The sequence below is a fragment of the Aeromonas sp. FDAARGOS 1404 genome, assembly GCF_019047085.1.
Classification (GTDB): Bacteria; Pseudomonadota; Gammaproteobacteria; order Enterobacterales; family Aeromonadaceae; genus Aeromonas; species Aeromonas veronii.
In genome coordinates, this window is the sequence record NZ_CP077237.1 from 4,048,164 (window position 1) to 4,071,266 (window position 23,103).

General features: G+C 60.2%; 31 protein-coding genes and 3 tRNA genes. 6 read left to right on the forward strand and 28 right to left on the reverse strand.

Going from position 1 to position 23,103, the window contains the following annotated elements; all coding sequences use genetic code 11:
• Positions 1 to 125: 125 nt before the first annotated feature.
• The 5 genes from uvrC to I6L34_RS18790 all read left to right on the forward strand — a co-directional run bounded on the left by uvrC (position 126) and on the right by I6L34_RS18790 (position 3,227).
• Positions 126 to 1,979 carry an excinuclease ABC subunit UvrC gene (uvrC, locus tag I6L34_RS18770; RefSeq protein WP_139472809.1) on the forward strand — a complete coding sequence of 618 codons (1,854 nt, stop codon included), beginning with the start codon at positions 126 to 128 and terminating at the stop codon, positions 1,977 to 1,979.
• A gap of 199 nt (positions 1,980 to 2,178) precedes the next feature.
• Positions 2,179 to 2,733: a CDP-diacylglycerol--glycerol-3-phosphate 3-phosphatidyltransferase gene (gene pgsA, locus I6L34_RS18775; RefSeq protein WP_031227442.1), complete on the forward strand. Its 555-nt coding sequence runs from the start codon at positions 2,179 to 2,181 to the stop codon at positions 2,731 to 2,733.
• A gap of 181 nt (positions 2,734 to 2,914) precedes the next feature.
• Positions 2,915 to 2,990: transfer RNA gene (locus I6L34_RS18780), tRNA-Gly, on the forward strand.
• Positions 2,991 to 3,025: 35 nt separating this feature from the next.
• Positions 3,026 to 3,099: transfer RNA gene (locus I6L34_RS18785), tRNA-Cys, on the forward strand.
• Between the two features lie 41 nt (positions 3,100 to 3,140).
• Positions 3,141 to 3,227 (forward strand) — tRNA-Leu (locus I6L34_RS18790).
• 255 nt (positions 3,228 to 3,482) lie between these two features.
• On the opposite strand, the gene I6L34_RS18795 is transcribed toward I6L34_RS18790, so the two are convergent.
• The 13 genes from I6L34_RS18795 to I6L34_RS18855 form a co-directional block, all read right to left on the reverse strand.
• Entirely contained in the window at positions 3,483 to 4,643 is a 1,161-nt protein-coding gene (locus I6L34_RS18795) for a phage late control D family protein (RefSeq protein ID WP_216955136.1), read from the reverse strand.
• Positions 4,643 to 5,134 (reverse strand): phage tail protein, encoded by a 492-nt coding sequence (locus I6L34_RS18800; protein WP_216955137.1) that lies wholly within the window; start codon positions 5,132 to 5,134, stop codon positions 4,643 to 4,645. The genes I6L34_RS18795 and I6L34_RS18800 overlap by 1 nt, the downstream gene beginning before the upstream one ends.
• A gap of 12 nt (positions 5,135 to 5,146) precedes the next feature.
• Positions 5,147 to 7,582 (reverse strand): phage tail tape measure protein, encoded by a 2,436-nt coding sequence (locus I6L34_RS18805; protein ID WP_216955138.1) that lies wholly within the window; start codon positions 7,580 to 7,582, stop codon positions 5,147 to 5,149.
• A complete protein-coding gene (locus tag I6L34_RS18810) occupies positions 7,579 to 7,710 on the reverse strand; it encodes a GpE family phage tail protein (RefSeq protein ID WP_041202707.1) in 132 nt (43 codons plus the stop codon). The genes I6L34_RS18805 and I6L34_RS18810 overlap by 4 nt, the downstream gene beginning before the upstream one ends.
• A gap of 8 nt (positions 7,711 to 7,718) precedes the next feature.
• The gene (locus tag I6L34_RS18815) at positions 7,719 to 8,003 is read right to left on the reverse strand and encodes a phage tail assembly protein (RefSeq protein ID WP_019445430.1); all 285 of its coding nucleotides are present in this window, start codon (positions 8,001 to 8,003) and stop codon (positions 7,719 to 7,721) included.
• Between the two features lie 77 nt (positions 8,004 to 8,080).
• Entirely contained in the window at positions 8,081 to 8,599 is a 519-nt protein-coding gene (locus I6L34_RS18820; protein ID WP_216955139.1) for a phage major tail tube protein, read from the reverse strand.
• Between the two features lie 9 nt (positions 8,600 to 8,608).
• A complete protein-coding gene (locus I6L34_RS18825) occupies positions 8,609 to 9,781 on the reverse strand; it encodes a phage tail sheath protein (RefSeq protein ID WP_216956947.1) in 1,173 nt (390 codons plus the stop codon).
• 211 nt (positions 9,782 to 9,992) lie between these two features.
• Entirely contained in the window at positions 9,993 to 10,316 is a 324-nt protein-coding gene (locus I6L34_RS18830) for a hypothetical protein (RefSeq protein ID WP_058056108.1), read from the reverse strand.
• Between the two features lie 3 nt (positions 10,317 to 10,319).
• Entirely contained in the window at positions 10,320 to 11,333 is a 1,014-nt protein-coding gene (locus tag I6L34_RS18835) for a phage tail protein (RefSeq protein WP_230848144.1), read from the reverse strand.
• Positions 11,333 to 11,965, reverse strand: a complete 633-nt coding sequence (locus tag I6L34_RS18840; protein ID WP_216955140.1) for a phage tail protein I — start codon at positions 11,963 to 11,965, stop codon at positions 11,333 to 11,335. Before I6L34_RS18840 ends, I6L34_RS18835 begins: the two co-directional genes overlap by 1 nt.
• Positions 11,962 to 12,861 carry a baseplate J/gp47 family protein gene (locus I6L34_RS18845; RefSeq protein ID WP_216955141.1) on the reverse strand — a complete coding sequence of 300 codons (900 nt, stop codon included), beginning with the start codon at positions 12,859 to 12,861 and terminating at the stop codon, positions 11,962 to 11,964. The genes I6L34_RS18840 and I6L34_RS18845 overlap by 4 nt, the downstream gene beginning before the upstream one ends.
• Positions 12,858 to 13,229 (reverse strand): GPW/gp25 family protein, encoded by a 372-nt coding sequence (locus tag I6L34_RS18850; RefSeq protein ID WP_216955142.1) that lies wholly within the window; start codon positions 13,227 to 13,229, stop codon positions 12,858 to 12,860. The genes I6L34_RS18845 and I6L34_RS18850 overlap by 4 nt, the downstream gene beginning before the upstream one ends.
• Positions 13,226 to 13,798, reverse strand: a complete 573-nt coding sequence (locus I6L34_RS18855; protein ID WP_216955143.1) for a phage baseplate assembly protein V — start codon at positions 13,796 to 13,798, stop codon at positions 13,226 to 13,228. The genes I6L34_RS18850 and I6L34_RS18855 overlap by 4 nt, the downstream gene beginning before the upstream one ends.
• Positions 13,799 to 13,966: 168 nt before the next feature.
• On the opposite strand from I6L34_RS18855, the gene I6L34_RS18860 reads away from it, so the two are divergent.
• A complete protein-coding gene (locus I6L34_RS18860) occupies positions 13,967 to 14,188 on the forward strand; it encodes a hypothetical protein (RefSeq protein WP_216955144.1) in 222 nt (73 codons plus the stop codon).
• A gap of 36 nt (positions 14,189 to 14,224) precedes the next feature.
• Here the strand turns inward: I6L34_RS18860 and I6L34_RS21900 are convergent, their stop codons facing one another.
• The 15 genes from I6L34_RS21900 to I6L34_RS18930 all read right to left on the reverse strand — a co-directional run bounded on the left by I6L34_RS21900 (position 14,225) and on the right by I6L34_RS18930 (position 23,084).
• A complete protein-coding gene (locus I6L34_RS21900; RefSeq protein WP_254202888.1) occupies positions 14,225 to 14,875 on the reverse strand; it encodes a Rha family transcriptional regulator in 651 nt (216 codons plus the stop codon).
• Between the two features lie 409 nt (positions 14,876 to 15,284).
• A complete protein-coding gene (locus I6L34_RS18870; RefSeq protein WP_216955145.1) occupies positions 15,285 to 16,067 on the reverse strand; it encodes a hypothetical protein in 783 nt (260 codons plus the stop codon).
• 72 nt (positions 16,068 to 16,139) lie between these two features.
• Positions 16,140 to 16,592: a phage virion morphogenesis protein gene (locus I6L34_RS18875; RefSeq protein WP_216955146.1), complete on the reverse strand. Its 453-nt coding sequence runs from the start codon at positions 16,590 to 16,592 to the stop codon at positions 16,140 to 16,142.
• Positions 16,574 to 17,044: a phage tail protein gene (locus I6L34_RS18880; protein ID WP_216955147.1), complete on the reverse strand. Its 471-nt coding sequence runs from the start codon at positions 17,042 to 17,044 to the stop codon at positions 16,574 to 16,576. The genes I6L34_RS18875 and I6L34_RS18880 overlap by 19 nt, the downstream gene beginning before the upstream one ends.
• Complete coding sequence (lysC, locus tag I6L34_RS18885) at positions 17,019 to 17,261, reverse strand: Rz1-like lysis system protein LysC (protein WP_254202889.1); 243 nt, start codon at positions 17,259 to 17,261, stop codon at positions 17,019 to 17,021. Before lysC ends, I6L34_RS18880 begins: the two co-directional genes overlap by 26 nt.
• On the reverse strand, positions 17,155 to 17,628 hold the full coding sequence (gene lysB / locus I6L34_RS21905) for an Rz-like lysis system protein LysB (protein ID WP_254202890.1): 474 nt from the start codon (positions 17,626 to 17,628) through the stop codon (positions 17,155 to 17,157). The genes lysC and lysB overlap by 107 nt, the downstream gene beginning before the upstream one ends.
• Complete coding sequence (locus tag I6L34_RS18890; protein WP_216955149.1) at positions 17,618 to 18,439, reverse strand: N-acetylmuramidase family protein; 822 nt, start codon at positions 18,437 to 18,439, stop codon at positions 17,618 to 17,620. Before I6L34_RS18890 ends, lysB begins: the two co-directional genes overlap by 11 nt.
• On the reverse strand, positions 18,436 to 18,744 hold the full coding sequence (locus I6L34_RS18895; RefSeq protein WP_216955150.1) for a phage holin family protein: 309 nt from the start codon (positions 18,742 to 18,744) through the stop codon (positions 18,436 to 18,438). Before I6L34_RS18895 ends, I6L34_RS18890 begins: the two co-directional genes overlap by 4 nt.
• A gap of 275 nt (positions 18,745 to 19,019) precedes the next feature.
• Complete coding sequence (locus I6L34_RS18900; protein WP_041214915.1) at positions 19,020 to 19,382, reverse strand: putative holin; 363 nt, start codon at positions 19,380 to 19,382, stop codon at positions 19,020 to 19,022.
• A 9-nt stretch (positions 19,383 to 19,391) separates the two neighbouring features.
• Positions 19,392 to 19,622, reverse strand: coding sequence for a TraR/DksA C4-type zinc finger protein (locus I6L34_RS18905; RefSeq protein WP_019445413.1), 231 nt, complete (start codon positions 19,620 to 19,622; stop codon positions 19,392 to 19,394).
• A gap of 28 nt (positions 19,623 to 19,650) precedes the next feature.
• On the reverse strand, positions 19,651 to 19,854 hold the full coding sequence (locus I6L34_RS18910; RefSeq protein WP_216955151.1) for a tail protein X: 204 nt from the start codon (positions 19,852 to 19,854) through the stop codon (positions 19,651 to 19,653).
• A complete protein-coding gene (locus I6L34_RS18915; protein ID WP_139746581.1) occupies positions 19,854 to 20,330 on the reverse strand; it encodes a head completion/stabilization protein in 477 nt (158 codons plus the stop codon). The genes I6L34_RS18910 and I6L34_RS18915 overlap by 1 nt, the downstream gene beginning before the upstream one ends.
• A gap of 108 nt (positions 20,331 to 20,438) precedes the next feature.
• Positions 20,439 to 21,200 carry a phage terminase small subunit gene (gene gpM, locus I6L34_RS18920; RefSeq protein WP_216955152.1) on the reverse strand — a complete coding sequence of 254 codons (762 nt, stop codon included), beginning with the start codon at positions 21,198 to 21,200 and terminating at the stop codon, positions 20,439 to 20,441.
• Positions 21,201 to 21,209: 9 nt separating this feature from the next.
• Entirely contained in the window at positions 21,210 to 22,268 is a 1,059-nt protein-coding gene (locus I6L34_RS18925) for a phage major capsid protein, P2 family (protein ID WP_216955153.1), read from the reverse strand.
• A 12-nt stretch (positions 22,269 to 22,280) separates the two neighbouring features.
• A complete protein-coding gene (locus tag I6L34_RS18930) occupies positions 22,281 to 23,084 on the reverse strand; it encodes a GPO family capsid scaffolding protein (RefSeq protein ID WP_216955154.1) in 804 nt (267 codons plus the stop codon).
• Between the last annotated feature and the right edge of the window lie 19 nt (positions 23,085 to 23,103).

The window sequence follows — 23,103 nt, forward strand, 5'->3', positions numbered from 1 at the left end:
GGGTGGCGTGTGGTCACAAAGGCGGCGCGTGCCGCCTTTTTGCTTTTCTGCCCCTTTGCTTTTCGGGCGGCGAGGGCAGTATGCTCTGCCCGTCAATTTTTGCCTTTGTGTGAGCCGAGTAGCTGATGACCCTCTCTCCCGAACCTCTCTTCGACAGCAAGGCGTTTCTGAGCGCCGTCACCCATCAAAGTGGCGTCTACCGCATGTATGACAGCGGTGGCACCGTGATCTACGTGGGCAAGGCCAAGGATCTGAAAAAGCGGCTCGCTTCCTACTTTCGCACCAACGTCGACAGCATCAAGACCCGCACCCTGGTGCGCCAGATCGCCGATATCCAGGTCACCGTTACCCACACCGAGACCGAGGCGCTGATCCTCGAGCACAACCTGATCAAGCAGTACCAACCCCGTTACAACGTGCTGCTGCGGGATGACAAATCCTACCCCTGGATCATCATCACCGCGCACCAGCATCCGCGCATCGGCGTGCATCGCGGTGCCCGCAAGATCAAAGGAGAGTACTTCGGCCCGTACCCCTCTGGCGGCGCGGTGCGCGAGAGTTTGCATCTGATGCAGAAAATATTTCCGGTACGCCAGTGCGAGGATGCGGTCTATGCCAACCGCACCCGTCCCTGCCTGCTCTATCAGCTCAAGCGTTGCGCCGGCCCTTGCGTGCCCGGGTTGGTGAGCGAGGCCGAATATGCCCAGCAGGTGGAGCTGGCCAAACTGTTTCTGGCGGGCAAGAACCAGCAGGTGATTGGCGAGCTGGTGGGCAAGATGGAGTCCGCCAGCGGCGATCTGCGCTTTGAAGAGGCGGCCCGCTACCGGGATCAGATCCTGGCGCTGCGCCGGGTTACCGAACAGCAGTCGGTGAGCGGCAACGTGCTGGACGAGCTGGATGTGGTGGGGGTCGCCTTCCAGCAAGGTGCGGCCTGCATCCACGTGCTCTTTATCCGTCAGGGCAAGGTGCTCGGCTCGCGCAGCTACTTCCCGAAAGTGCCGGCCGATACCCAACTCGACGAGGTGGTGCAATCCTTCCTGCTGCAGTTCTATCTGTCGGGGCAGGGGGGGCGGCAGATCCCGAGCGAGGTGCTGCTCGATGTGGCCCTTGAGGACGAGAGCGTCATCGCCGAGACTCTGAGCCAGACCGCAGGCTACAAGGTGCGGGTGGTGAGCCGTACCCGCGCCGAACGGGCCCGCTTTATCAAGCTCGCTTCCATCAACGCCGAGACGGCGCTGCGATCGCGGCTGGCTCACAAGAGCACCATCACCGCCCGCTACGACCAGCTGGAAGAGCTGCTGGAGCTGGAGCGCCCCATTGCCCGCATGGAGTGTTTCGATATCTCCCACACCATGGGGGAGCGCACCGTGGCCTCTTGCGTGGTGTTCAACCGGGAGGGGCCGCTCTCATCGGAATATCGTCGTTTCAATATCGACGGTATCACTGGCGGTGATGACTACGCGGCCATGGAGCAGGCGCTGGAGCGCCGCTTTGGCAAGCAGCAGGAGCCGGACAAGGTGCCTGATGTGCTGTTTATTGACGGCGGCCTCGGCCAGTTGCGCCGCGCCGAAGAGATCCTGGCCCGTCAGCTAGAGTTTCTCGGCGGCAAATATCCGCTGCTGGTGGGGATTGCCAAGGGGGTCACCCGCAAGGCGGGGTTGGAAACTCTCATCATGGGGGAGAGCCATGAAGAGCTGCATTTGCCGGCAGATATGCCCGCTTTGCACCTTATTCAGCATATTCGCGATGAATCCCACCGTTTTGCCATTACCGGCCACCGGGCCAGACGGGCCAAAGCCCGCACCAGCAGCAGTCTGGAGGATATTCCTGGGGTGGGGCCGAAACGGCGGCAGGCGCTGCTCAAATATCTGGGCGGCCTGCAGGAGGTCAAAAAGGCGAGCGTGGATGAACTGGCCAAGGTACCCGGCATCAGTCAGGAGCTGGCCCAGACCATCCACGATGGCTTGCACAGCGCCTGAGCAGGGTTAGCAGCATAGCAAAATCGCTAACTCCTTGATGCACAAGAGCCGTGACGCGGGGGGGCCGTAAATGCCATAATGGCCCTCGCATTTTGAGAAGATTGATGGATTAAAAAGACCAAGACGGGCGCCAGTGCGGTTGCATCGCAAATCGGCTTTGGCGCACTATGTAGCGACGTACAAGAAGTGGCTGAAAATAATGACAAACATACCTAACCTGTTGACGTTTTTCCGGATTTTGCTCATTCCCGTCTTCGTCATCCTGTTCTATCTGCCTTATCAATGGTCCTATCTGGCTGCCGCCATCATCTTTATTCTGGCCGCCGCCACTGACTGGTTTGATGGCTATCTGGCCCGTAAGCTCAATCAGTCCACCGCCTTTGGCGCCTTCCTTGACCCGGTTGCCGACAAGATCATGGTCGCCGCCGCACTGGTGGTCATCGTCGAACACTACAACACCATCTGGGTGACCATCCCCGCCATGACCATGATTGGCCGCGAGATCATCATCTCCGCCCTGCGTGAGTGGATGGCCGAGCTCGGCAAACGCTCCTCGGTGGCGGTCAGCTGGATTGGCAAGTGGAAGACCATGATCCAGATGGTGTCGCTCACCGGTCTTATCTGGCAATACAACGTCTGGATGGTGTGGCTCGCCTATGTGATGCTCTATGTCGCTACCGTGCTCACCTTCTGGTCTATGTTCCAGTACATGAAGGCTGCCTGGGGCGATTTGACCCACCACGCCAACCTGTGAGTCACTTGCGCCGTAAGGTGAGGTTTCCGCTGATTTGAGGCAGGAAACGGCCAAAGGCGCTAAAACTGTTCAAAAAGGGCAAAAAATGCCCGAACGATCAGGGTATTAAACATTTCTGGTTGACTGGGCGAGGAACATCGCTAGAATGCGTCCTCGTAGTCAGGCAGTCAGCCAGACCAATGCGGGAATAGCTCAGTTGGTAGAGCACGACCTTGCCAAGGTCGGGGTCGCGAGTTCGAGTCTCGTTTCCCGCTCCAAATTCAGACAATAGAGAGCCAACTCTCTTTTGCATGGCGCGTTAGCAAAGCGGTTATGCAGCGGATTGCAAATCCGTTTAGTCCGGTTCGACTCCGGAACGTGCCTCCATATTGACAAGCCCGCCACGCGAGCTTGATACCGATTGCGGTGCCCGAGTGGTGAAATCGGTAGACACAAGGGATTTAAAATCCCTCGACGTTCGCGTCGTGCCGGTTCGATTCCGGCCTCGGGCACCATTAAAATCAAAGAGTTACAGAAGGCCACTAGAAATAGTGGCCTTTTTCTTTTGCCTAAGTGGCGACAAAGTGGCGACAGCGTTTTTTTGAGTGGCTCACCTCTTCTTGTAATGGGTAGTGACACGGTCTTCTTGTATGATGCCGCTCTGCCTGACGGCGCACTTCATGCGGCGCCTTTCCCTGGCCATGTCTCGGTGCGTTGTCAGGCAGAATGAGAAGGGCCCCACATTGTGGGGCCCTTCTCGCATCCAGACATCACTCCGGCAGCGCTTCCAGTTTCACTTCGAGTTGCAGGCGGTTGGTGTAGCCCTGGTCGGTGAGGTCGTGAACGACCTGGGTGAGTAGCCATTCGGCCTCGTCGATTTGTGGTTTGAAGCCCCTGACCTTGGTGGGTTGTTCCGGGTAAAGTTCTGGTCGGCCTTTGGCCAGGGTGATCTGGAACTCGGCCACGCCACGCTGCAGCTTTTCCCACTCAGCCCTGGCTGCCCGCATAGCGTTGCTCTGGCTGGCGTAAACGTGGCGCAGCTCCTTGACGTTCTCACTGTCACCAACCAGCAGCTCGTTCTCCTTCTTGTTGACCACCACCCCAGGCGGTAATGGTCGTTCCTCCTTCGGTTTGGTCTTTCGCTTGCGCTTCACCTCGATTTTCTTTTTCTCGGCGGCCTTGTTGTCTTGCCAGTAGGCGATGACACCGGTGTAGGCATCGCGGTCTGCCACCGAGAACTGGTGCTGATCGCCGTCTTGGCGGGTGATGGTGATAGCAGGGAGTGGCTTGCCACTGGCGGTGGTGCCGTTGCCTGCCTTGATGAACATCAGACGGCCAGATTTGACGGTGGCTATGGCATCCTGCTCGGTGGCCAAGCGGGTGAGAAAGGCCAGATCGCTCTCGTTGGTCTGGTCGATGTGGTCGATCACTATCCCCTTTAAGGCTTCACCGACGCTCGGGGTCAGGCCATAGCGGGCGGCAAGCTGCTCGACAATGGCGCCGATGGTCTCGAAGTGCCAGCTGCGCTCGCGCAGTTTGTTCATGCCCCCGCGCAGGTCTGCCGATTTGCCTCTGATGGTGAGCACATCCGGCGCGCCGCCATGCTCCACCTCGTCAATTTTGAAGGTGCCTTTATCGACCAGGGCGCCGCCTTGCCAGCCGATGCTGGCTTGCAAGGTTGCCCCACGGCGCGGCATGGCCAGCTTGCCGTCGCTGTCATCGAGGGCGATCTCGATGGTGTCTGCCGAAAAGCCCCGGTTATCGGTGATGGTCATGTGCATCAGGCGCGGGCACAGGGAGTCGGAGATGTCAGAACCATCGACCCGCACCTGATAGGCGGGCGCCGGATGCTGCTGGCGCAGGGCATCCAGCTGGCTGGTGATACCAAGGTTTTCAGCCAAGCGGGTACCGAACTGGTCGAATGCCCCCATCAGAGCAGCCCCCCGAGTTTGCCGCCCACGGTGTTCAGCAGCTTGCCAACGCCCAAGCGACCGAGCAGGTTGCCCGCGGTGCGGCCGAGCAGGGTATTGCCGAGGGAGCTGTCGTTGTCATCGACCCGCTTGAGCTTGATGCTGAACTCGATTTTTCTGGCGCAGCCATCCTGGAAGAACTCGCTGCGGGTGGTGCTGATCCCCTCTATCACGAACGAGCCGCGCATCACGCCATCCCCTTGGATTAAAGGGAAGGCTTGGCCGCTGTCACCCATGCTATTGAGCATATCGAGGGAGACTGGGCCGCCGGTGAGCTCTGGATAGAGCACCCCGCTTAAGTGACTGAGCTCGTCATCTGGCCCGAGGTACTGGTATGAGGGGCGGGCGCCGACCCGGTTATTGCCCGGGTGGCGCCATGATTTTTCGTCTTGTTGAGATTGCGGGGCCACGGTCGAGCGCATAAACACGAACCAGCCCAGGGTCATCATCATGGTGGTTGCTCCTTAGTTGCGGTCGGTCAGGGAGGCACGGCCACTGGCAGCCGCCTGCCGTTCGCGTCGGTCCAGTTCGCGGCGCACCTCTTGCGCCACATCGGTGGCTGATTGTCCCGGCTGCTGGGTGATACTGATCGGGGCGTGGATCTGGGTGGTGCTGTTGCCTCGGGCCACTGGTCGCACCGGGGTGACGATGCGTGGGCCGTAACCCGAACCGCCCGCCATGGTCGGGGTGTTGTAGTTACCGGTGAGGTAGCCGGACGGATTGACGTTGGCGGTGACCGAGCCGCCCCCCTTCATCCAGTCCGGCAGCAGGTCGGTGAGGGCTTTGATCTTGTTCTTCAAGCTCTCCCACTTGGCACTGATGCCACCAATCAGGCCGTCGATGATGGCCTTACCCTTGTTCGCGGCCCCTGCTGGCAGGGTATCGAAGAAGGCCCAGATCTCGTTCCAGTGCATGATCAGCATGCCGATGGGGGTCCATGAGAAGAGCTCTTTCAGGAGTTCCCAGAAGGCGAGAGCAGGGGCCTTGCACTGGGCCCATAGGCCGCTGAACCACTTGGTGACCCCATCCCAATGTTTATAGAGCAGGTAGGCCCCGGCCGCGATTGCCACAATCCCCATGATGAACCAGCCGATCGGGGTGGTGAGCATGGCAATCCCGAGCCGGACCATGCCCATGGTCAGCGCCTTGACGAAGGTCAGCAGCGGCCCACCATAAACCAGCAGGGTTGAAAGCCCCATTTTGATGGCGGCCAGCGGCCCCAGAAGACCGGCCACAATCAGCAGCAGCGATCCCCCAGCAGCAGCCGTTACGGCGGTGACCGCCGCGATACGGGTCAGGGTCGAGGTCAGCTCTGGGTTGGCCCGCATCCAGTCACCACTGACCTGGATGATCTCGGTGACGCGCTGGATAATGCCACGCAGTGGGCCGTTCTCGGTCTCCATCATCTGGATGCCTACATCGTCCCAGGCGGATGTAAGGTTGTCCAGGTCACCGATGGCGTTATCAGCCATCACCTTGGCGACCTTGCCTGCTTCCCCCCGGGTTTGCTTCAAGGTGGCGATCAGCTCCTGCAGCTTGCCGGAACCGGCCTGCTCGGTCAGCACGGTCAGGGCGGCGAATGCCTCTTCGCCGGCGATGGCCTTGAAGTAGCCCGAGCGGGTGGCGTCCCCCATCTTGCTGGTTTTCTTGTAGAGCTCGTCCAGGATATCTGGCAGCGAGCGCAGGTTGCCCGCCGCATCGGCGGTCTTGACGTTGAGGGCAGCCAACGCATCGTTCGCCGCCTTGGGCGGGGAGGCCAAACGGCCGAGAATGGCACGGATGGCTGTCCCGCCCATGCTGCCCTGAATCCCTGCATCCCCCAGCTTGCCCGCCATGGCGGAGGCAGTTTCAAGGTCGACTCCGAGCCCTGCCGCCACCGGCCCCACGTATTTCATGGTTTCCCCCAGCATCTGCAAGTCGACGTTGGCGCGGGTGAAGGTGCCGACCATCACATCCCCCAAGCGGGTCATCTGGTTGGCCGGCAGCTTGAAGCCGGTCAGGATGTTGGACCCGATGTCAGCGGCGGCAGCAATCTCGACGCCGCCCGCCTTGGCGATATCGAGTACCCCTGGCATGGCGTCACGGATTGCCTTGGGGGTGAAACCGGCCATGGCCAGAAAGCCCTGACCCTGCGCCGCTTCGCCCGCCGTGAAGGCGGTATTGGCGCCGAGCTCCCGTGCCTGAGCCCGCAGGGCGGCCAGTTCGCGGCTCTCTTTGCTCAGCCGGGTGATCGCCTGCACCTTGGACATATCGACATCAAAGCCCATCGCCTTGCCGGCGATATTGGTGCCCTTGTAGATGGCGGCGGCCCCGGTGGCCATGCCCGCAGCGCCATAGCCCGCCAGAGTGCCGCGCATCGACATGGTTTTGTCGTAGTTGGTTTTGATCTGGTTGAGGCGCTTTTGCTGGTCGGCCAGCTGGCCCAGCTTGGCCCGCTGCTGGTCGAGCTGGCTGTTGGCGGCGGCAAGGTCGCTTTTGAGCTGGCGCTGATGCTGGCCCAGCTGTTTGGTGTTGATGCCTGCCTCGCCCATGGCCCGTTTCAGGCTGCCGTGACGGGCGACCATTTCCCGCTCTTGCTGGGATAGGTCGCGCACCTTCTGCTTGGCTTGCTCCATAGCCCGGGTCATGGCCTTGGTCGGTTGCTCGACCTTGGCGAACTGCTGGGCCATCTGTTGGGCGTTGCGCTGGGCTTGGGTCAGCTGGGCGCGGGTTGCGCCAATCTGCTGGCCGAGGGTGCGATAACCATCAATCTGGCCGCTCTGGGCTTCCAGCTCCTTGATGCGCTTTTTCGTGTCGACCAGGTCTTTGGCGGTGATGCGGCTCTGGCCGCTGGCTGCCTTGAGGGGGGCGGTCAGCTTGTCGATCCCGTTAAGCAAGATTTGAAGTTTGAGAGAGTTCATTGTTGTTCTGCCCCGTTGATGCGGTTGTGAGTCTCAACGAGGCGTTGGTGCCAGCCCATCAGCTCGCTGATCTCCATGACGGCCATCTCGGACGGCGGCCAGTGGGCGATGATGGCCAGATCGGCCATCACCTCGTCTACGCAATGAGGTAGGCCATTCTCTTCGGTACCAAAAAAGCGCTTACCTCGCTGCCCAGTTGCATCAGGTCAGCCGGATCCATGTTGCCGATCTCGGCTTCGGTCAACATGGGGGTGGTGATGCGGGGCAGCAGTTTGGTGAGGGCGTTGACGTCCATCTGCACCACATCGGTCATATTGAGGCCGCGCATTTCGCCCGCCTTGGGCTTGCGCAGCTGGATCTCGGTGAGGGTGGTGTCGCCGCGCTGGATGGCTTGGTCGAGGGTAACGGTTTTGTTTTCCATGGTCTGGGTTCCTGGTGATGTGGTGAGGGCGGCACTTATTGGTTGGATAAGGACCGCCCATTGGATGAGGGAAGGGGTTAGAGGCCGAGGGCTTTGCGGTGCTCGGCCATGCGGTCGACGCCATCGGGGCCGATCTCAATCATGTTGATGAGGTCGATTTCATGGATCACCTGACCGTTGATGGTCTCCTTGTAGTAGGTGTTGAGCATGCCGACCTTGGCCTGGGAGTTATCACCGGCTTTGAGGGTGCCGCGGTCGAGTTCTTTGAAGCGGCCACGGCAGATGATCTCGACGGGTACCACCTCGGCGGTGTCGTCGCCCTGCACCGAGCCGGCAAATCGCACCATGGTGCCGTCGGCCTTGGGTTCCCCCATGCAGCGCAGCAGGGGCTCGCCATAGCCGCCGAAGGTGAACGAGACATCGAGGGCGCTGTCATCGAATCCCATGTCTATGTTGACGGCGCCGCCCATGCCGCCGCCGCGATAGGCTTCAAACTTGCGGGTCAATTTGGCCGGGGTGAAATCTTCCGCTTCACCCACCCAGTTCTCGCCGTTGAGAAAGATGTTCAGGCGTTTGAGTTTGCGTGGCAGTGCCATGGGGGCTCCTTATGCTGCGGCCGCGACGCGGGCGCCGAAGTCGATCAGGTAGTGGTCGGTGATGCGCTGGATGAAACCGAGATCTTCGAGCGGTGGCACCGGGGTGTAGTTGTAATCAATGCGCAGCTTGCCCGCCTTGAGGGTGTCCTTGTCGTTGAGCTCCTCGTTGTACCAGCAGTCAAACCCGAGCAAGTACCCGCCGTTCACCAGCTCGCGTCCCTTGGCCTTGATCCCTTCGACGATGTCTTTGACCAGGGAAGGATGCAGCGGCTTGTCGTTGGCCCACATGTGGGCCTCTGCCATGCTGTCAGCCAGGATCTGCGCGGTGCGGGTGTAGTTCTCGAAGGCGAACAGGGGATCGTCTGAGCAGGTGCGGTTGCCCCAGTAGCGAAAGCCGTCAGAGCGGATCAGGGCGGTGACTTCGTTGGCGTTGAGCAGGCCGACCTCGGTGTCGGGGTCTTGCAGATCCCAGAACAGGTTTTTGGTGATGCCATCGACCCCGGTCACACCGACGTTCGACAGGGTCTTGTGCCAGCCAATCTCTTTGTCGATGAGCGCCCTCATGGCTGCGGCCTTGAGGCAGGCATCAAGCTTGATGCTGGCATTGGTGGCAACGTCCCACGCCGTCCAGTCGGCATGTACCAGCATCAGCTCACGGCTGGAGAAATTTTCACGGTAGGCCAGCGCGGCTTCAACGGTCTCGGCGATGGTCGGCACGTAGGCAAAGGCGCGCAGTTTCTTGGCCATGCCCGCCAGCGCAGTGGACACCGGCAGGGTGCAGTTGTCCGGCACGCAGAGGATGCGCGGCTTGACGCCGGTGGCCGGGGTGGCCCGTTCCAGCGCCTTGAGGCCGGTATAGCTACCATCGGGCTTGATGGTGCCGATGATGTTGCTGGTGAGGGCCGCCGCGTCAGCCCCCTTGGCTACGCGCACGGCGATAACGATGGTGTTGACGGTGTCATAGATGGTTTGCAGCGAGCGCTTCAGGTTCCCCTCGCTGCCTGCTTTGGCGATGGCCGCTGGCAGGTTGGCGATCAGCACAGGCTTGTCGAGGGGGAAGTAGGTGGCGTCGGCGTCTTCGCTGGTGCAGACCATGCCGATCACCGCCGTGGCGACGGTGCGGATGGTACGGGTACCGTCGGTCGCTTCGACGACGCGCACGCCGTGGTGGAATTGGTCCAGTGCCATAGGTTCTCCTGTTGTCCGGACGGAGCATTCTTTGCGTAGGTAATGCAGGTGATGTGAACAGGGTCAGCATGCAGGGGCAGGGGATCGCAGGCGAGCGGCGGCCAGTGTATCTGGCGTGGATACACTGGATGGGCGGTGACAATGGATTGATGTGCGGCAGTAACGAAACACCCCGCACTGGGCGGGGTGTTGGTTTCATGCTAGGTCAGGCAGGCCACGGGTACATATCTGCTATCTCTCGTGCTCTAGCCACTCCTGCATCTTTCAGTCTGGTCACTTCATCAGCGGGCTCACCCATTGCTTCTGCTCGCGTTGCCTCTGCGAAATAACGGTCCGACCCGGTGAGGGGATCTGCATAGGATATTTGGCGAAGCGCTTCAATATCTGCTCTGGTTGGGGATGGTGGGGCAATATGCTCAGCAATTTCTTGCTGTGACATCGCGGTCAAATCACTCGATATCAAGTGGTCTTGTGTACCATCGCCATCAAATGAGAAGACGGTCCCATGTTTGTCTTTGAAATACTTCATCGGTTACCTCAGCTCATACCATACAGAAATTGATCCAGTGCCAGCGCTCAGGGCCACTGAATACGTGGAGTCAGCAGGGATGATGGCCGAATTGGATGTGCTGGCGTTGCCGTTATAGTTGTATGTTCCTCGTGAGATAGCCACGCCATCTATCGAGATCAGGATAGAGGCACCTACCCCCGTCGCTTGCACAGAAACTGATAGTGCGATCGGCTTGCCCGTAGAGTTGGTGTAAACCGTGTTCATTGCTCTCGATAACAGCATATCCGTCCAGCGCTGCCCAACGGCCAGTTCACGCAGCTGATTCGGCCTGACTGCGGCCGATACTTGTGCTCTAGAATCGATCTCTTCTTGGGTAGCGAGCCTGATAAAACCGGCCATGGTTTCTGATGCCTGACGTAACCATTTCCAGAGCATCTCTACCGTGATGACCTTATTGGAGCGTTTCGCCTCGTCCGGTTTGTTTACTTCTTGCTCTGTAGCCAGTTGTACAAAGCCTTTTGCGGCTTCGCTGGCATCAGGGTGATCGCGGCTCTCCTTGTGCGCCTTCATTACATCATCAACATATTTGCGGGTGGCCAGCACCACGGACGGGTCAATTTTGAGCTCGACCGCGCTGGTGTCGCTTACGATCAGCACCATGCGGATGGTCTGGGTACGGCCAGACCCTTCCGATAACTGGGGCTTGTAGGTGTCCGGGCTGTTAGCAATGGCGATCAGCGTGCCCGTTTCGTCATAGAGACCAACCTCGCGGATCCACCACCCGCCAACGTTCTCGGGGATGATCTGCTCGGCCACCAGTTGCGCTGGGTTGAGCGGGTCTTGAAACAGGGTATTAAGGGGCGCGCGGCGTTGCTCCCGCACCAGTGCGGTCTGTGCCGGGTTGGGGGTGACTGGCTGGCCGTTACCATCGCCCACCGCCATCTGGGTGATTTTGAGCGGTACGCCCAGCGCGATGGCGTTGGCGATTTTGGCCTGTCCCGCATGGGTGGGGATGGCGAAATAGATGGCACTCATTAATGGGCACCTCCTGTCTGTTGCGGGTGAATGGTCAGGGTGTCGAGGGTGTGCAGGGCGCCGCCGTGCCACTGCTGGCCAAGGATCTCGATGGCCTCGGGGCTGTAGGGGTAGATGGTCAGCTCGTCGCCCAGGTAGCAGGCTGCCCCCAGATAGAGCGGGCCACGGGTTTCCATGCTGATGGCCAGCCCCGTCAGATGGCGGGTCATGGGTTTGGCGTCGGCGATAAGCCGTTCAAGCTCCTGATACATCGCCTCGGTGATGCCGGTGTCGAGTACTCCGATATCGAGTTTGAAGGTGCCCGGGGTGGCGGTCGGGGTCTCTTGCCACCACTCCTGCACCCGGATCAAATAGCCGAGTGGTTCCACCACCCGGCGGATTGCACCGATGGTGCCCTTGCGGCTATGGACGAAGTAGCTGTTGGCGATCACTTGGCGCTTGGTAGCCTCTGGCCACTTGTCATCCCAGCGATCGACGCTCCAGCTGGCGGCCAGATAGGGCAGCAGGTGGGTGGGGCAGGTCCAGGGTGACCAGAGTGAGCGAAACGGGATCGGTAACTGCATCGCTTGGTCACCGATGGCAGCCAGATTGCGCTCGGTGCGGGTGGAGCTGGGTGGCAACAGGTTATTCATACGGCCAGCTCCACGGTGAAGGCGGTGCAGTAGGCAGCTTGGGTTGGGCTCGGGGTGATATCGCTCCATCCCGGCAGATCGACCTTGGTCACCCCCTGCACATGCAGGGCGGCATCGATAGCTGAACGGGGTACTTCAACCCCGATACGGCGGCGCGGGTTGATAAAGGCGGCGAGCCGATCGCGGGCGGCCTGCAGGATCACATTCGCCTCAGCTCCCTGACTGCTGACGTGCAACCGAGCGTTGATGGTGTAGTGAATAATTCCGGCGCTTTGTACGGTAAGCCGGTCGGCCACCGGTCGCTTATCTTCGTGGCTCAGTGCCTGATCCACCTTGGCGATCAACGCCGTGTCAGCGGTGCCGTCCCCTTCTGTGCTGAGGATGGTGACGATGGCCACTGCTCCCGATGGGCTTGAACCTTTGGCGTCTGCCACCTTGCCATCAGCCGAGAGGGCGAAATACTCATAGGCCCCGGTCGGACCGGCGACACTCAGCCCATCCCATGCCATCAGGGCACGCAGGATCAGCGCCTCGTCATCTTCCTTGATTTCTGGTACCGGCGGAGTTGCACTCGGGTCACTTTGCCGGATGGTGAGGCGTTGCACATTCCAGTTAGCCACCAGATTATCGAGGTCGCTCCCCTTGGCCCACGCCAGCATATTGGCCACGGCGGCATCGTTGATTCGCTGGCGCAAGATCAGCTCCCGATAAGCATTCTCCTGCAGCAGCTTGGTGATGGGCTCGGATTCGAGCGCCAGGGTGGCGGTGATGGCTTGCTGCTGGTCGGCCGGATAGAGGCTGATGAGGTACGCCTTGCGCTCGGCGAGGATGGTCTCGTAATCGAGTAGTTCGATCACGTCGGGTTGTGGCAGTTGGGAGAGGGTAATGGTGCTCAACTGGCTGCTCCTGTAGGGATGGTGATGGAGGCACTTTCTGTTTTTGAATCGGGCGCTCCGCCATCTTTGCGCTGCCAGGTGATCTCGATGGTGAGGGCGCCATCCATGCCGCCGCCCAGCACATCGACGTGGGTGATGGTGATGCGGGGTTCCCAGTTGATAAGGGCCTGCACGGTGGCGGCCATCAGGCGCAGGCGGGTGGCCTGATGCTGGGGCATGTCGATGAGGTAAAAGAGCTCGCTACCGTAGTCGCGGCGCATCACCCGAGAGCCCACCGGGGTGATCAGGATGTCACGCACCGACTGGATGATGTGGTCAGTGGCGCTGATGGCGCGGCCGGTGGCTGCATTCATGCCGAGCCAGTTCATTGCGGGCCCCCGGAAGTGCCGCTGCCGGTACTGACGTTGCCGTGCTTGTGGGTGGTCACCTCGATGCCGCCAATCTTGGCGCTGGGGGCGGTGATCTTGCCGCCCGCCTCGATGGTCGAACCGACCTTGAGTGCCTGGGTGCATTCCACCAGGGGGGTGATGAGCTTGACGGTGACTGAGGCCGAGAGGGTGGCGGTCTTGATGCCGCTGGCAGTGAGCGACCCGGTTGTCGGGTTGTACTCGATGACGGCGCCATCGGCGTATTCGGTGCGGTCGAGGTCTGGATTGTCATCATCGCTCAGTGGCTCGTCTGCGGCGGCTGCGTTGAGGGAGCCCACGATGTACGCATTGCGCAGATCGCCACTGACTGACAACAACATGACCTGCTCGCCGATGGAGAGGCGATGGCGGGTGCGGTTATTCCCGGCCCGTTCGGTGATGTAGGGCCGCCAGTTGGTGATGATGTCGCCAGTTTTGACGCGACATTCCCCGGATCGCACGGCAGTGATGGTGCCGATGCGGATCAGGTTGTCGAGCTGGCGTTGGAGTTCGATCAGGGTCAGTTGCATGGGGCCATTGTTTTGGGCAATGGCGAGTAAGGCGAGGGACGGCCAGTGTGTACGGCGCTGGCACATAGAAGATGGATATTGTTGTTTGAAACTTATCTAGGGAAGGCAATCATGATAAAGTTTCCATGATATTTTCATAAAAATCAGCACTTAAGGGAGTGAAAATTAATGGCTCGCCGTCCCGACCATAATCAGCTTTATTGGGCCGCTCAAGAGCGACAAACTCTGAGGCAGGCATTTGAGCACTTTTTGAATGAAGAGAATCGTGAGCCTGATCCTAATTCAGCTCATTTGTTTGCTATTCGGTGGAGAAATGCTGGCAATATTCAGCTTTCTGAACGTGATATTATTCTCCAGTTGGTTGGAGCACTTCCTCCATTCTTTGACTAAAAAGGCTCGTAAGAGCCTTTTTTTTATGGATTTTATTCAATTCCAACCAATAGCTTTGGGTTCGCGGCGCAGGTGGGGGATCAGCTTGGGCCAGTCACTGTCGCCGTGGGTGTTGGGTTGGATATGGCGGGTGCGGTCGGCCAGGATCTTGCGGGCCTGGTTCAGGGTGTAAGGGTACTCGTGGATGATGGAGTAATAGCGGCCGGCGTCGCGATGTTCGGCGACCTCGAGCAGTGGATAGATGCTGCGGGCGGCTTCCATCATCCGGTCGGCGGCGCGCCAGCACCAGGTCAGGGTGCAGAGTTCGTCATCGGTCAGGCTGATCTCTGGTTGTGAGCGCTGGACGGCGAGCTGTTCGGCCATCCAGTTGAAGGCGTTGATATAGGCCTCTTTGGTCGCCGCGGCCTTGGCGCCGGTGAAGCCCATCACCACAAAGATAAAACCGTCTTTGGTCATCTCCCATACCAGCGATTGTTTCGATGCACCTTTAGGCATGGTGACGGTTTGGAACGTCTCCGCAAAATTGCGGAGACGAAAATCTGAGCTGCATTCGAGGTTACGGATCTTCTTCAACACGTCGTCATGACGCTTGCCAAAGAGCTCGGCCACTTTCAGGGAGGTGGTGACAGGTTGGCCTTGGTGCAGGCTGATAATCTCGGCAGGGGTAAGGCTGGTAATGTTGCCCATGGTGTGATTCTCCGGTTCGGTTAATCGCCACCATCGACGCCAATCTCTGGTGACGAACTGGACAAGGTTGGCGTACCGGCGAACCAAAGGAAACCGGCGCCCCGAAGGGCCCCTGCCCAGCCCGCCATAACTGAGATTGCGGGTACTACTGGGCCGCACAAAAAAACACGCAGGCGCGTGTTGTGCGCTTTAGTTCAAGTCGGGACGCCAATCCCGGCAACGGATTTTGCCGTTGCCCGCGCAGTATCGCGCAACCAACCGCAACCAATCAACCACCAATCGACACAAACCCGCCCGACCGCACACAACACCAGCAGCAGGGTAGCGATTTCGGTCAGGGCAGGGGACGTCTGTTTTGCGGGGGAGTAAACACAGGGCCACCACAGTGGTGCGGCCCTGTGCCGGGCTGTCAGGGCTTCTTGGCCTTTTTAGGGGGGAGTAGCAGAGTCTGGTTTACTTGGTCATGGCGTAGGAGATGGGTCCCGGTTTTGTTCCAAAAGGCACAATGACTCGAGTTACAAGTAACGCGTAAATATGGGCCATCATTCAACAATGAAGATACGACCATAATATTGGCAGAGTTAGGTAAGTAAAGCTCCTTTTTTTGTCGCGCGGCATCGGTAATTCCACTTTGTAATGATAGTGATAATATAAATAGAAAGCAGAAAACTGAAACACTTAAAACAATAAGCTGCTCGATGATTGGTGAAAACTTATTAAGTCGCGATCTGGTTTTATTTATCTTTTCCTCTGTTAACTCGAGTAACATCCGAATGTTTTTGTTTCGACGGTATTTGGGGGGTAGATCTATGCTGGTCGTCTTCACACTTCTGGGCGAGAGAGTAGAATAGAAAATGATCGTTAGCAGTGAAAATACCAAGAAAAATGCAGGGATAATAGGATTGCTAACCGCTGAAGAACTAAATAATGAATATCCACCCCTAACTAAGAGAAGGTCTGCAGGCTGTTGAAACTCATACGGGTTCAGACTGAATTCACTTAGGTAACCGATGTGATACGTTAAACCAATAAAATAAATGGCTGCGTAAATAACAGGTAAAAACAACAGTGTTTTTTGCCAAAACGGAATGGCTGGATTTGGATTGTCACTATCTATTAATTTTGGCTCCATACGATTAAGGCGTTGTTGGTTTCGTTGTTCCCGTAGACTCAAAGCAGCTTGCCTGTTCATTCCACCGTCCTAAGTTGATTTGTTAGTGGGGTCGTATAAGTCCCTGATTCTACAGGCCATGCTGAAGTGATGTCATGTGCTTAAATGGGCCAGCAATAGCTCCTCCAACTTTTCCACCTCCTGGTTGGTGATGCCCAGCAGCTCTCGCGCCGGATAGCGGATCTCGCGGCCCTTGATGCGGTCTTTGAGGCCGTATTGGTGGATGGTGGCGAGCCGGTTGGCGGTGCCGACAAACTCGACCACGGCCTGCTGTTCACTGGCGCGGGCCTTGAGCCAGGTGGGGTTGCTTATCTTGAAGAACATCTTGCGGCGAAGGCGCCCCCGGCCCTTCTTCAGTTTGGGTTGTGGCTTGCGCGGGGCCATGGGGCTGCCATCAGGCTGGCGGTTGGTGCGGATCCGCTGGGCCTGGCTGGCGCGCAAGGTGCGGGCCATCTCGCCCGCCAACTGACGGCGGGCGGCGGGTTCCATGCTGGCAAGCAGGCCATCGGCCCAATGGGTCAGGCGGTTCAGGTCGTCGGCGGCCATGGCTGAGGCTCCCCGTTGATAAAGAGTTCCCAGGTGATGCCGTCGTAAGGGTCTTCTGGCGGCTCTGGCAGGTGCTCCCAGCCAATCCCCTGTTCGTTTTGCCACACCCTGACCCGCTCGGTCAGCTTGACGGTGATGATGAGGTCCATCAGGTCGCTCGCGAGGTATTCCGCCTCGAAGGTGATGCCCTCCTTGCGCTGCTCGTCGTTGGTCATCAGCTCGGGCTGGTGTTGGCGCAGCCAGGCCAGCAGCGGCACCATGATCTGGTCCGGGTGGCCGGCAAAGTCCTCGATGCCGATGGTGAGCGGGTATTGCCACTCGAACGAGAGCGAGCGGGCGCCGGTGCTTTCGACATTGCCCGGGGCGATGAAGATGTGCAGCTTGTCCGGGTTGGTCTTGAGGTGCGGCACGCAGCTGGTCAGTACCTCACGGATCTGTTTTGGCTTTTCCATTTTCCCTCCCATTTTGGTGCCGTTGCTGGCAGGCGATGATGCTGTCGACCTGGGCGGCGCAGGTGGCCCAGGCGGCCTCGGTCTGGGTCAGCTGGTCGAGCAGATCGCCGTTATTGGCCGGGCTGGCCGGCGGCAGCTGGCAGGTGGTCAGGCCCTGACAGGTGAGCCTGATAATCTGCGGCGCCGGTGATGGTGGGGCGCTTGAGCAGCCTGACAACAGGATCAGGCAGAGGGCGATCAGCCCACTCCTTGAGTTCGGCATTTTCACGTTTGAGCCTCTTGATGGTGTCGGCCCGGGTGGCGGCCGTGATGGTCAGATCGCCAAGCTGGCGCTGCAGCGTGGCGGCGGCGGTTGCCTGCGCGGTCAGTTCGCCGGTGAGGTGGTCAATGGCCCCGTCTTTGAGCTTTTCCCGTTGCTCAGCCTCTTTGGCCTTGTCGTTGGCGGCCTTGAGGTCGGTTTGCAGGGTATCGACCTTGCCCCTGGCGGTCGCTGCCGAGGTGGCCGACCAGCCCCAGCCGGCCAAGGCGATGGCCAGCGCCAGCAGCAACCAGGTGAGGGGGGAGCGCAGCAGGTTAAGCCACATCCGCAACCCCCTTCACCGGGTAGACCTTGGCAAAGTGGTCGTATGCCTTGGCCAGCTTGGTGTCGTAGTCGTTGTCCTTGTAGGCCGGCCCGTTGTAGCGGCGGGCGAAGTCGGCCCATTTACGGCCCTGCAGCGCCTTGTGCATGGCTTGGTCTTGCTGGATGAAACGGCACAGGGCGGTGAGGTGGTCTACCTCGCTGCGCTGCATGGCGGCCTGCCAGTCGCTGGCTGAAGCAAATCCCAGCGCCTGCCAGTGGTAGCCCATGATCTGGAACATGCCCCAGCTGGCCGACTCGATGGCGGCATCCCGGTGCAGGCTGATGGCGAGTTGCAGCCGCTCCCACTCGGCCGCCCCGCCCGCATAGCCGCCGCGCTTGGGGTTGACCAGGTTGGGGTAATGGGCGGCCATCTGGTCGGCGGCGGCCTTGCCCAGGTGCTGGGTGAGCTGCTTGTAGAACACATGCCGCTCGAACAGCACCACCGGGCGCATGTCGGTGGTGAACCCCTCGCCGATGCTCTCGACCTGGGCGACGGTGGCCATGGTGGCCAGCGGCATGCCCAGCAGGTCAGCGCCAGCCTGCATGTCGCCGATGCGCAACTGGTTGCCCTGCTCGCTGCCGAGCAGGGCGGCCAGGGTGCGGGGGCCAGCCTGGCCGATGGCGGTGATCATATGGTCCCGCTGAAAGGCGAGCAGGGCTCGCTCTGTGGCATCGCCAAACCAGCCATCCGGATCGAGCGGATAACCGGCTTTGGTCAGGCGCCGCTGCAAATCGGCGACGGCGGCGCCGGTATCCCCTTTTTTCAGGCTCATGGTTGAAACCTCCCGTTCAGGTGGCTGGCGGAGGTCGGTTGCTGGCGACGGCGTGGCAGCAGGCGCATGACGGATCCGCGAGAGCCGATCAGGGCGGTGAGCAGGACGGCTGCCAGCAGCACCGTGGCCGGGTCTGGCGCTGGCATGACTCCGAGCAGGACGCGCAGCGGCACGGACCCGGCGGCGACGGTGATGACCCATGCCAGCAGTGCCGGCAGGGGGCGATAGTCGCCCCCGTTGCGGTTGAAGGTGGCGATGCGCATGGCGATCGCGGTGCAGATCATGGCGTAGAGGATGGTCAGCATGTCAGCCCCCTTTGCAGGCTTGGCGCTTACGCCGAGCCCATTTGATGAACCGGATTACCACTCGCGGTAGTTCAATTACGAATGCGCAAGCCAATGCGCAAACGACCGACGTTACGAAGGAGTTCAGCGGGTTGAACGGTGCGCCTCTCACAAATTCAACCAACATCAACAACAAGCAGACTGCAGCCCATTGCCACGCTGATTTCTCAACAACTTTCAGGAGTCCCACAAGCCACAAGACCCCGTAGAAGGCTTTACTGTCCTGTTGGTGCATATCAGCCCCCTTTGCGGAGTTTGAGCAGGTCTTCCGGCGTTTTGCGCAGGATCCACTGCAACAGGTGGACGGCCAGCGCCGAGGCGAGCATTGCGCCGACAGCCCTGGGGACCTCGACGCTGAGCGGCAGCACGCTGGCCAGCATGGCGGCAACCAGCGGCGCCGCCAGTGCCCCCGCCACGAAGGCGGCAACGAACAGGCCCGCTTTGCGCAGGTTGCCCAGCTCGGCGGTGGTGGCGATGAACACCAGCGCCCCGGCGAATGCACCGAGCAGGACGCCGGGGTCTACGCCCGGGAAGAGGGACAGCAACGCCAAGGCGCTCAGGGTGCTGGTTGCGGCGCTGGAGGAAATCGGTTCTGGCATCGTGCTCTCCTATCGTTTGCTGCCGCAGTGGCGGGCGAGTTGGAATTCGTGGATGGTCTGGCAGTCGGCGCAGCGTTCGCAGCCCCGGATCGCCTCGCGGCGCTCTTGCGGGATCGGGTCGTCGCAGTCGATGCAGTAGTGGGGGCCAGTGCCCGCAATGCGGGCGGCATGGATGCGGGCAGCCAGTTGCTGCTCGCTGATGTTGGCCAGTCGTTCGAGTTCGTCGTCGAGGCGGCTCATGTCGGAATTCTCTTTTGTCGCATGACAGTCAGTCCCATAGCTGGATCAGCGGCTGTTCGGCCTGAGTGGGGGCCGCTGGCATGTTGATGAGGGTGCCGGTTGGCAGGATGGGGCCGAGTGCTGCCAGACCGGGGTTGAGGTTGAGCACCTGCTCGGTGATGCCTGCGGTGTAGCCGTAGTGACGAAACAGGATGAGATCGAGGGTGTCGCCCTGCAGGCTGCGCAGTTTCATCAGATGAGCTCCACTGTGGTGTGGGTGGTGCCGATGATGTCGCGGATGGCAAAGCGGGCATCGCGGTAGAGGTCATCCGAACTTATCTCTTTGGCATCGGCCCCTTTGATGCCGTCACCGGTGGCGCTGTAGTCGGTATAACGCTCCAGCAGATTGGCGCGGGTCATGGCGTAGACAGCGCGTCGGTAGCTGTGCAGATGTACCGATTCGCCATTGATGGGCTCGGCGGGGACTGTGGCCAGGGTGGCGTGGCCTTCACTTTCTCTGGCGCTGCGCCACTGGGCCAGATCCCGGTTGACGCTGGTGATGGCGTCGATCACCGCATGGGTGAGGCGGGCGGTGGTGACGGTGCCATCGAGCCGGACGGTGTCGCGCAGCGCGCAGAGCGAGATGGCCGGCCAGAAGGGGGCGCTGGTGATGTCGCCCTCTTCTGTGGCGGCCGGGGTCGGGTTGGTGGCTAAAAATCCGGTGCTCATGGTGCTCCTGATTTGAGGTGGCGCCGCATATTGGGCGGTGGTCGGGCCGTCTGGTATGCCGCTGGCATTCGTCAGGCCCGAGCCGCCCAGGGTGCGGGGTTCGCTCGGTTAGCTGGCCTCGCCGGGGGCGGGGTCAGGCTGTTCGGGTGGCTGTGATTCGGATTGGGGCTCAGCGTCTGGCTGCGGTGCCGGTTCGTTGGCGGGCTGGCCGGCGGCGGCTTTCTCCTTTTTGATCTCGCGCACCAGATCTTCCAGCTCTCGCTTGATGCCCACCTTGTCGTGCAGTTCGATGGCGCGGCGGTAGTGGTCGGCCGCTTGCTCCTTGAGCCCTTCGGCATAACAGGCGCGCCCCACCGCCTTGTGCAACTTGGCGCGCACCTGGTCGAAGATGTCGCAGTCAGCCAGCATGTTCATGTAGCTGCTGAGCAATGGCAGGGACGGGCCATTGCCCGCCTCTTGCAGCTTGATGGCGGTGTCGGCCACCTCTTCGGCGATGAGGGTGGGCGCGGTGCGTTCGTACTGGTCAGGGGTATTGAGGCCGTGGCGGATCACGTAATCAGCCATCGGCAGGGCTCCTGCCAGATCGCCGGTGTCGAGGTGCCACAGCATCACGGTCACCATGACGTCATCCTGACCACCGCGATCGGCGGCCAGCAGGCCATCAATCCACGGTGTGTAGGTGGCCAGCATGGTGCGTTTGGCGTCAATCTTGCGCTCGAGGCTCTGGATACCCTTGAGGGTGCGGCGGTGCTCGGCCAGCTGCATCAGCTGGAGTTCGTACTGGTTGGCGGCGGCGCGATCCTGCTCGGGGTTGGCCGCCCCTTGCAGGGCGGCCATGATGCGGGCGGTGTGTCGTTGTGCAGGTGTCATCGTGGCTCCTTAACCGCCTGCAGGCGCAGGTTTGGCGCCCAGCGTGATGTTTTCTGCGACGGCGATGCAGTCGTAATCCTCGACCACGTAGGCATCGTTGGAGGATTCCCAGTTGACGATGCGGTCGAGGCTCGGCTGCTCTTCCAGGTGGCGACGGCGGCCGCCGAGCTGCCAGTAGATGGAGAGGTTGTCGAGGCGGGTGACGATCAGGGTGTCTTCCGGGACGAAGGGAACGCGGATCGCCAGCAGGCCGCCAATCTGCTTCTGGCTCACCAGCACCTGACCGGCCAGCTTGTTCTGGTTGTCTCGGGTCTCGTTGAGGATGGGGAAGTATTTGTCGGCCAGCAGTTTGCGACCGCAGATCACCACCAGATCGGTGTCGTCCTGGTACCAGGGTTTGATCTTGCTGTTGACCAGATCGAACACCAGGGCGTCGAGGTTGCCGTAATCACCCTCTTTGGTGTCGGCTTCACTCTTGGGCTGGTAGATGTAGATATGACCGGTGCCCGCATCCCCTTCGCTCATCACCTGGGCGGGAGCATCATTGCGGGTGTGCTCAATCCAGCCGATGTTGACATCCTGCAGCATGGGGAACTGGACGCGATCGGTGTCTTTCGCGGCAAGTTTGCCGTTCCAGCCGATCATGATGCGGTCCAGGCCCTGGCGCTTGACGATGGCATCGCGAATGCGGATCTGGAAGTCTTTGAACTTGGCCCAGGCATCAAGCTTGGCGTAACCGATGCTGGTGTCGTAGTTGGTCTTTTCGCATTCGTATTTGGTGTTTTGCAGTCCGGTCGGGTCGAACGGGACGCGGGCCTTGCCGCCACTGGTATCAGTGCGAGAGGCGATGGTGCCATTGATGCCGATGCCGACCTTTTCCCCCTTGAGTTCATCCACCGGCACGATGTTTATCATGCCGAGGAAGTCGACGGACTCCTGCATTTTGGTTTCCAGCTTTTGCTGGATGCTGGGCTCGACACTGAATTGCACCATGGCCGAGCTGACGGCATTCAGGCTCGCCAGTTGGCTGGTGTACTTCTCGAATTGCTGACGGGTATCGTTGCGCATTATCGGGGTCCCTTAAAAATCGGTGGAAGTTGGCTTGGTGCCATCGTCACCGGTGGCAGGCTGGCGCTTGTGGCTGAAATCTTCCTGGCGCTCGAGCTGGGTGGTCAGGTTGGCCAGGGCTTTGGCAGTCGCCGTTTGCCGGGCTGTCAGTTCGTTGAACTTGGTTTGCAGGTCGGTATCGAGGCTGGTCACCTCTTTGGCCACGGCTTCGACTGCCTGATGCACCTCGCTGAAATCGGCGGTCGATTGCTGCTTGTGGCCGGTGAAAATGGCGCTGATCCGTTCCAGCAGGCCCGGGCCTTTCTCTTGCTCATCTTCAAACTCGATGACGGTTTCGAGGGCTTCGGTAAACAGGCATTCCGGATGGTATTTGCGGTCGGCCAGCGGGTTGACCGCGGCTTTGCTGCAGAACTGCAGCATCTCGGTGCCAAGACTCGCCGGGCTGTCGGTGACGGCCAGCCCCATCATGTAGGCCCCTTTTTCGTTCAGGTTGGGGTGGATCTCGATGGAGGTGTAGACCTTCTGGCGCTTCTTGTTCAGCGCGATCAGCTCCGGCGTCGGGTCAATCTGGACGAACAGGGCCAGCCGCTGTTCCCCCTCGATGGTGACCTCTTCGGTCTTGGCGGCGGTGATGTCGCCGTACATCTTGAACAAGCCGTTGGGGTCGAGGCCCCGGATATGCTCCATATTGACCCGTGCGCCATAGGTGGCCTGGTTGTAGCGCTGGGCCATCTGCTCAATCCATTCGCGGGTGATGGCGCGACCGTCGGTGGTGCCCCCCTCAACCGCAACACGGAAGAATTTGGACTTAGGCATGTGCTGGGATCCCTTTGGT

Coding starts and splice junctions, on each gene's coding strand:
- uvrC (WP_139472809.1), top strand. CDS start 126: ATGACCCTCTCTCCCGAACCTCTCTTCGACAGCAAGGCGTTTCTGAGC.
- pgsA (WP_031227442.1), top strand. CDS start 2,179: ATGACAAACATACCTAACCTGTTGACGTTTTTCCGGATTTTGCTCATT.
- I6L34_RS18795 (WP_216955136.1), bottom strand. CDS start 4,643: ATGGGGGCATTCGACCAGTTCGGTACCCGCTTGGCTGAAAACCTTGGT.
- I6L34_RS18800 (WP_216955137.1), bottom strand. CDS start 5,134: ATGATGATGACCCTGGGCTGGTTCGTGTTTATGCGCTCGACCGTGGCC.
- I6L34_RS18805 (WP_216955138.1), bottom strand. CDS start 7,582: ATGAACTCTCTCAAACTTCAAATCTTGCTTAACGGGATCGACAAGCTG.
- I6L34_RS18810 (WP_041202707.1), bottom strand. CDS start 7,710: ATGGCCGATCTGGCCATCATCGCCCACTGGCCGCCGTCCGAGATGGCC.
- I6L34_RS18815 (WP_019445430.1), bottom strand. CDS start 8,003: ATGGAAAACAAAACCGTTACCCTCGACCAAGCCATCCAGCGCGGCGAC.
- I6L34_RS18820 (WP_216955139.1), bottom strand. CDS start 8,599: ATGGCACTGCCACGCAAACTCAAACGCCTGAACATCTTTCTCAACGGC.
- I6L34_RS18830 (WP_058056108.1), bottom strand. CDS start 10,316: ATGAAGTATTTCAAAGACAAACATGGGACCGTCTTCTCATTTGATGGC.
- I6L34_RS18835 (WP_230848144.1), bottom strand. CDS start 11,333: ATGAGTGCCATCTATTTCGCCATCCCCACCCATGCGGGACAGGCCAAA.
- I6L34_RS18840 (WP_216955140.1), bottom strand. CDS start 11,965: ATGAATAACCTGTTGCCACCCAGCTCCACCCGCACCGAGCGCAATCTG.
- I6L34_RS18850 (WP_216955142.1), bottom strand. CDS start 13,229: ATGAACTGGCTCGGCATGAATGCAGCCACCGGCCGCGCCATCAGCGCC.
- I6L34_RS18855 (WP_216955143.1), bottom strand. CDS start 13,798: ATGCAACTGACCCTGATCGAACTCCAACGCCAGCTCGACAACCTGATC.
- I6L34_RS18860 (WP_216955144.1), top strand. CDS start 13,967: ATGGCTCGCCGTCCCGACCATAATCAGCTTTATTGGGCCGCTCAAGAG.
- I6L34_RS21900 (WP_254202888.1), bottom strand. CDS start 14,875: ATGGGCAACATTACCAGCCTTACCCCTGCCGAGATTATCAGCCTGCAC.
- I6L34_RS18870 (WP_216955145.1), bottom strand. CDS start 16,067: ATGAACAGGCAAGCTGCTTTGAGTCTACGGGAACAACGAAACCAACAA.
- I6L34_RS18875 (WP_216955146.1), bottom strand. CDS start 16,592: ATGGCCGCCGACGACCTGAACCGCCTGACCCATTGGGCCGATGGCCTG.
- I6L34_RS18880 (WP_216955147.1), bottom strand. CDS start 17,044: ATGGAAAAGCCAAAACAGATCCGTGAGGTACTGACCAGCTGCGTGCCG.
- lysB (WP_254202890.1), bottom strand. CDS start 17,628: ATGTGGCTTAACCTGCTGCGCTCCCCCCTCACCTGGTTGCTGCTGGCG.
- I6L34_RS18890 (WP_216955149.1), bottom strand. CDS start 18,439: ATGAGCCTGAAAAAAGGGGATACCGGCGCCGCCGTCGCCGATTTGCAG.
- I6L34_RS18895 (WP_216955150.1), bottom strand. CDS start 18,744: ATGCTGACCATCCTCTACGCCATGATCTGCACCGCGATCGCCATGCGC.
- I6L34_RS18900 (WP_041214915.1), bottom strand. CDS start 19,382: ATGCCAGAACCGATTTCCTCCAGCGCCGCAACCAGCACCCTGAGCGCC.
- I6L34_RS18905 (WP_019445413.1), bottom strand. CDS start 19,622: ATGAGCCGCCTCGACGACGAACTCGAACGACTGGCCAACATCAGCGAG.
- I6L34_RS18910 (WP_216955151.1), bottom strand. CDS start 19,854: ATGAAACTGCGCAGCCTGCAGGGCGACACCCTCGATCTCATCCTGTTT.
- I6L34_RS18915 (WP_139746581.1), bottom strand. CDS start 20,330: ATGAGCACCGGATTTTTAGCCACCAACCCGACCCCGGCCGCCACAGAA.
- gpM (WP_216955152.1), bottom strand. CDS start 21,200: ATGACACCTGCACAACGACACACCGCCCGCATCATGGCCGCCCTGCAA.
- I6L34_RS18925 (WP_216955153.1), bottom strand. CDS start 22,268: ATGCGCAACGATACCCGTCAGCAATTCGAGAAGTACACCAGCCAACTG.
- I6L34_RS18930 (WP_216955154.1), bottom strand. CDS start 23,084: ATGCCTAAGTCCAAATTCTTCCGTGTTGCGGTTGAGGGGGGCACCACC.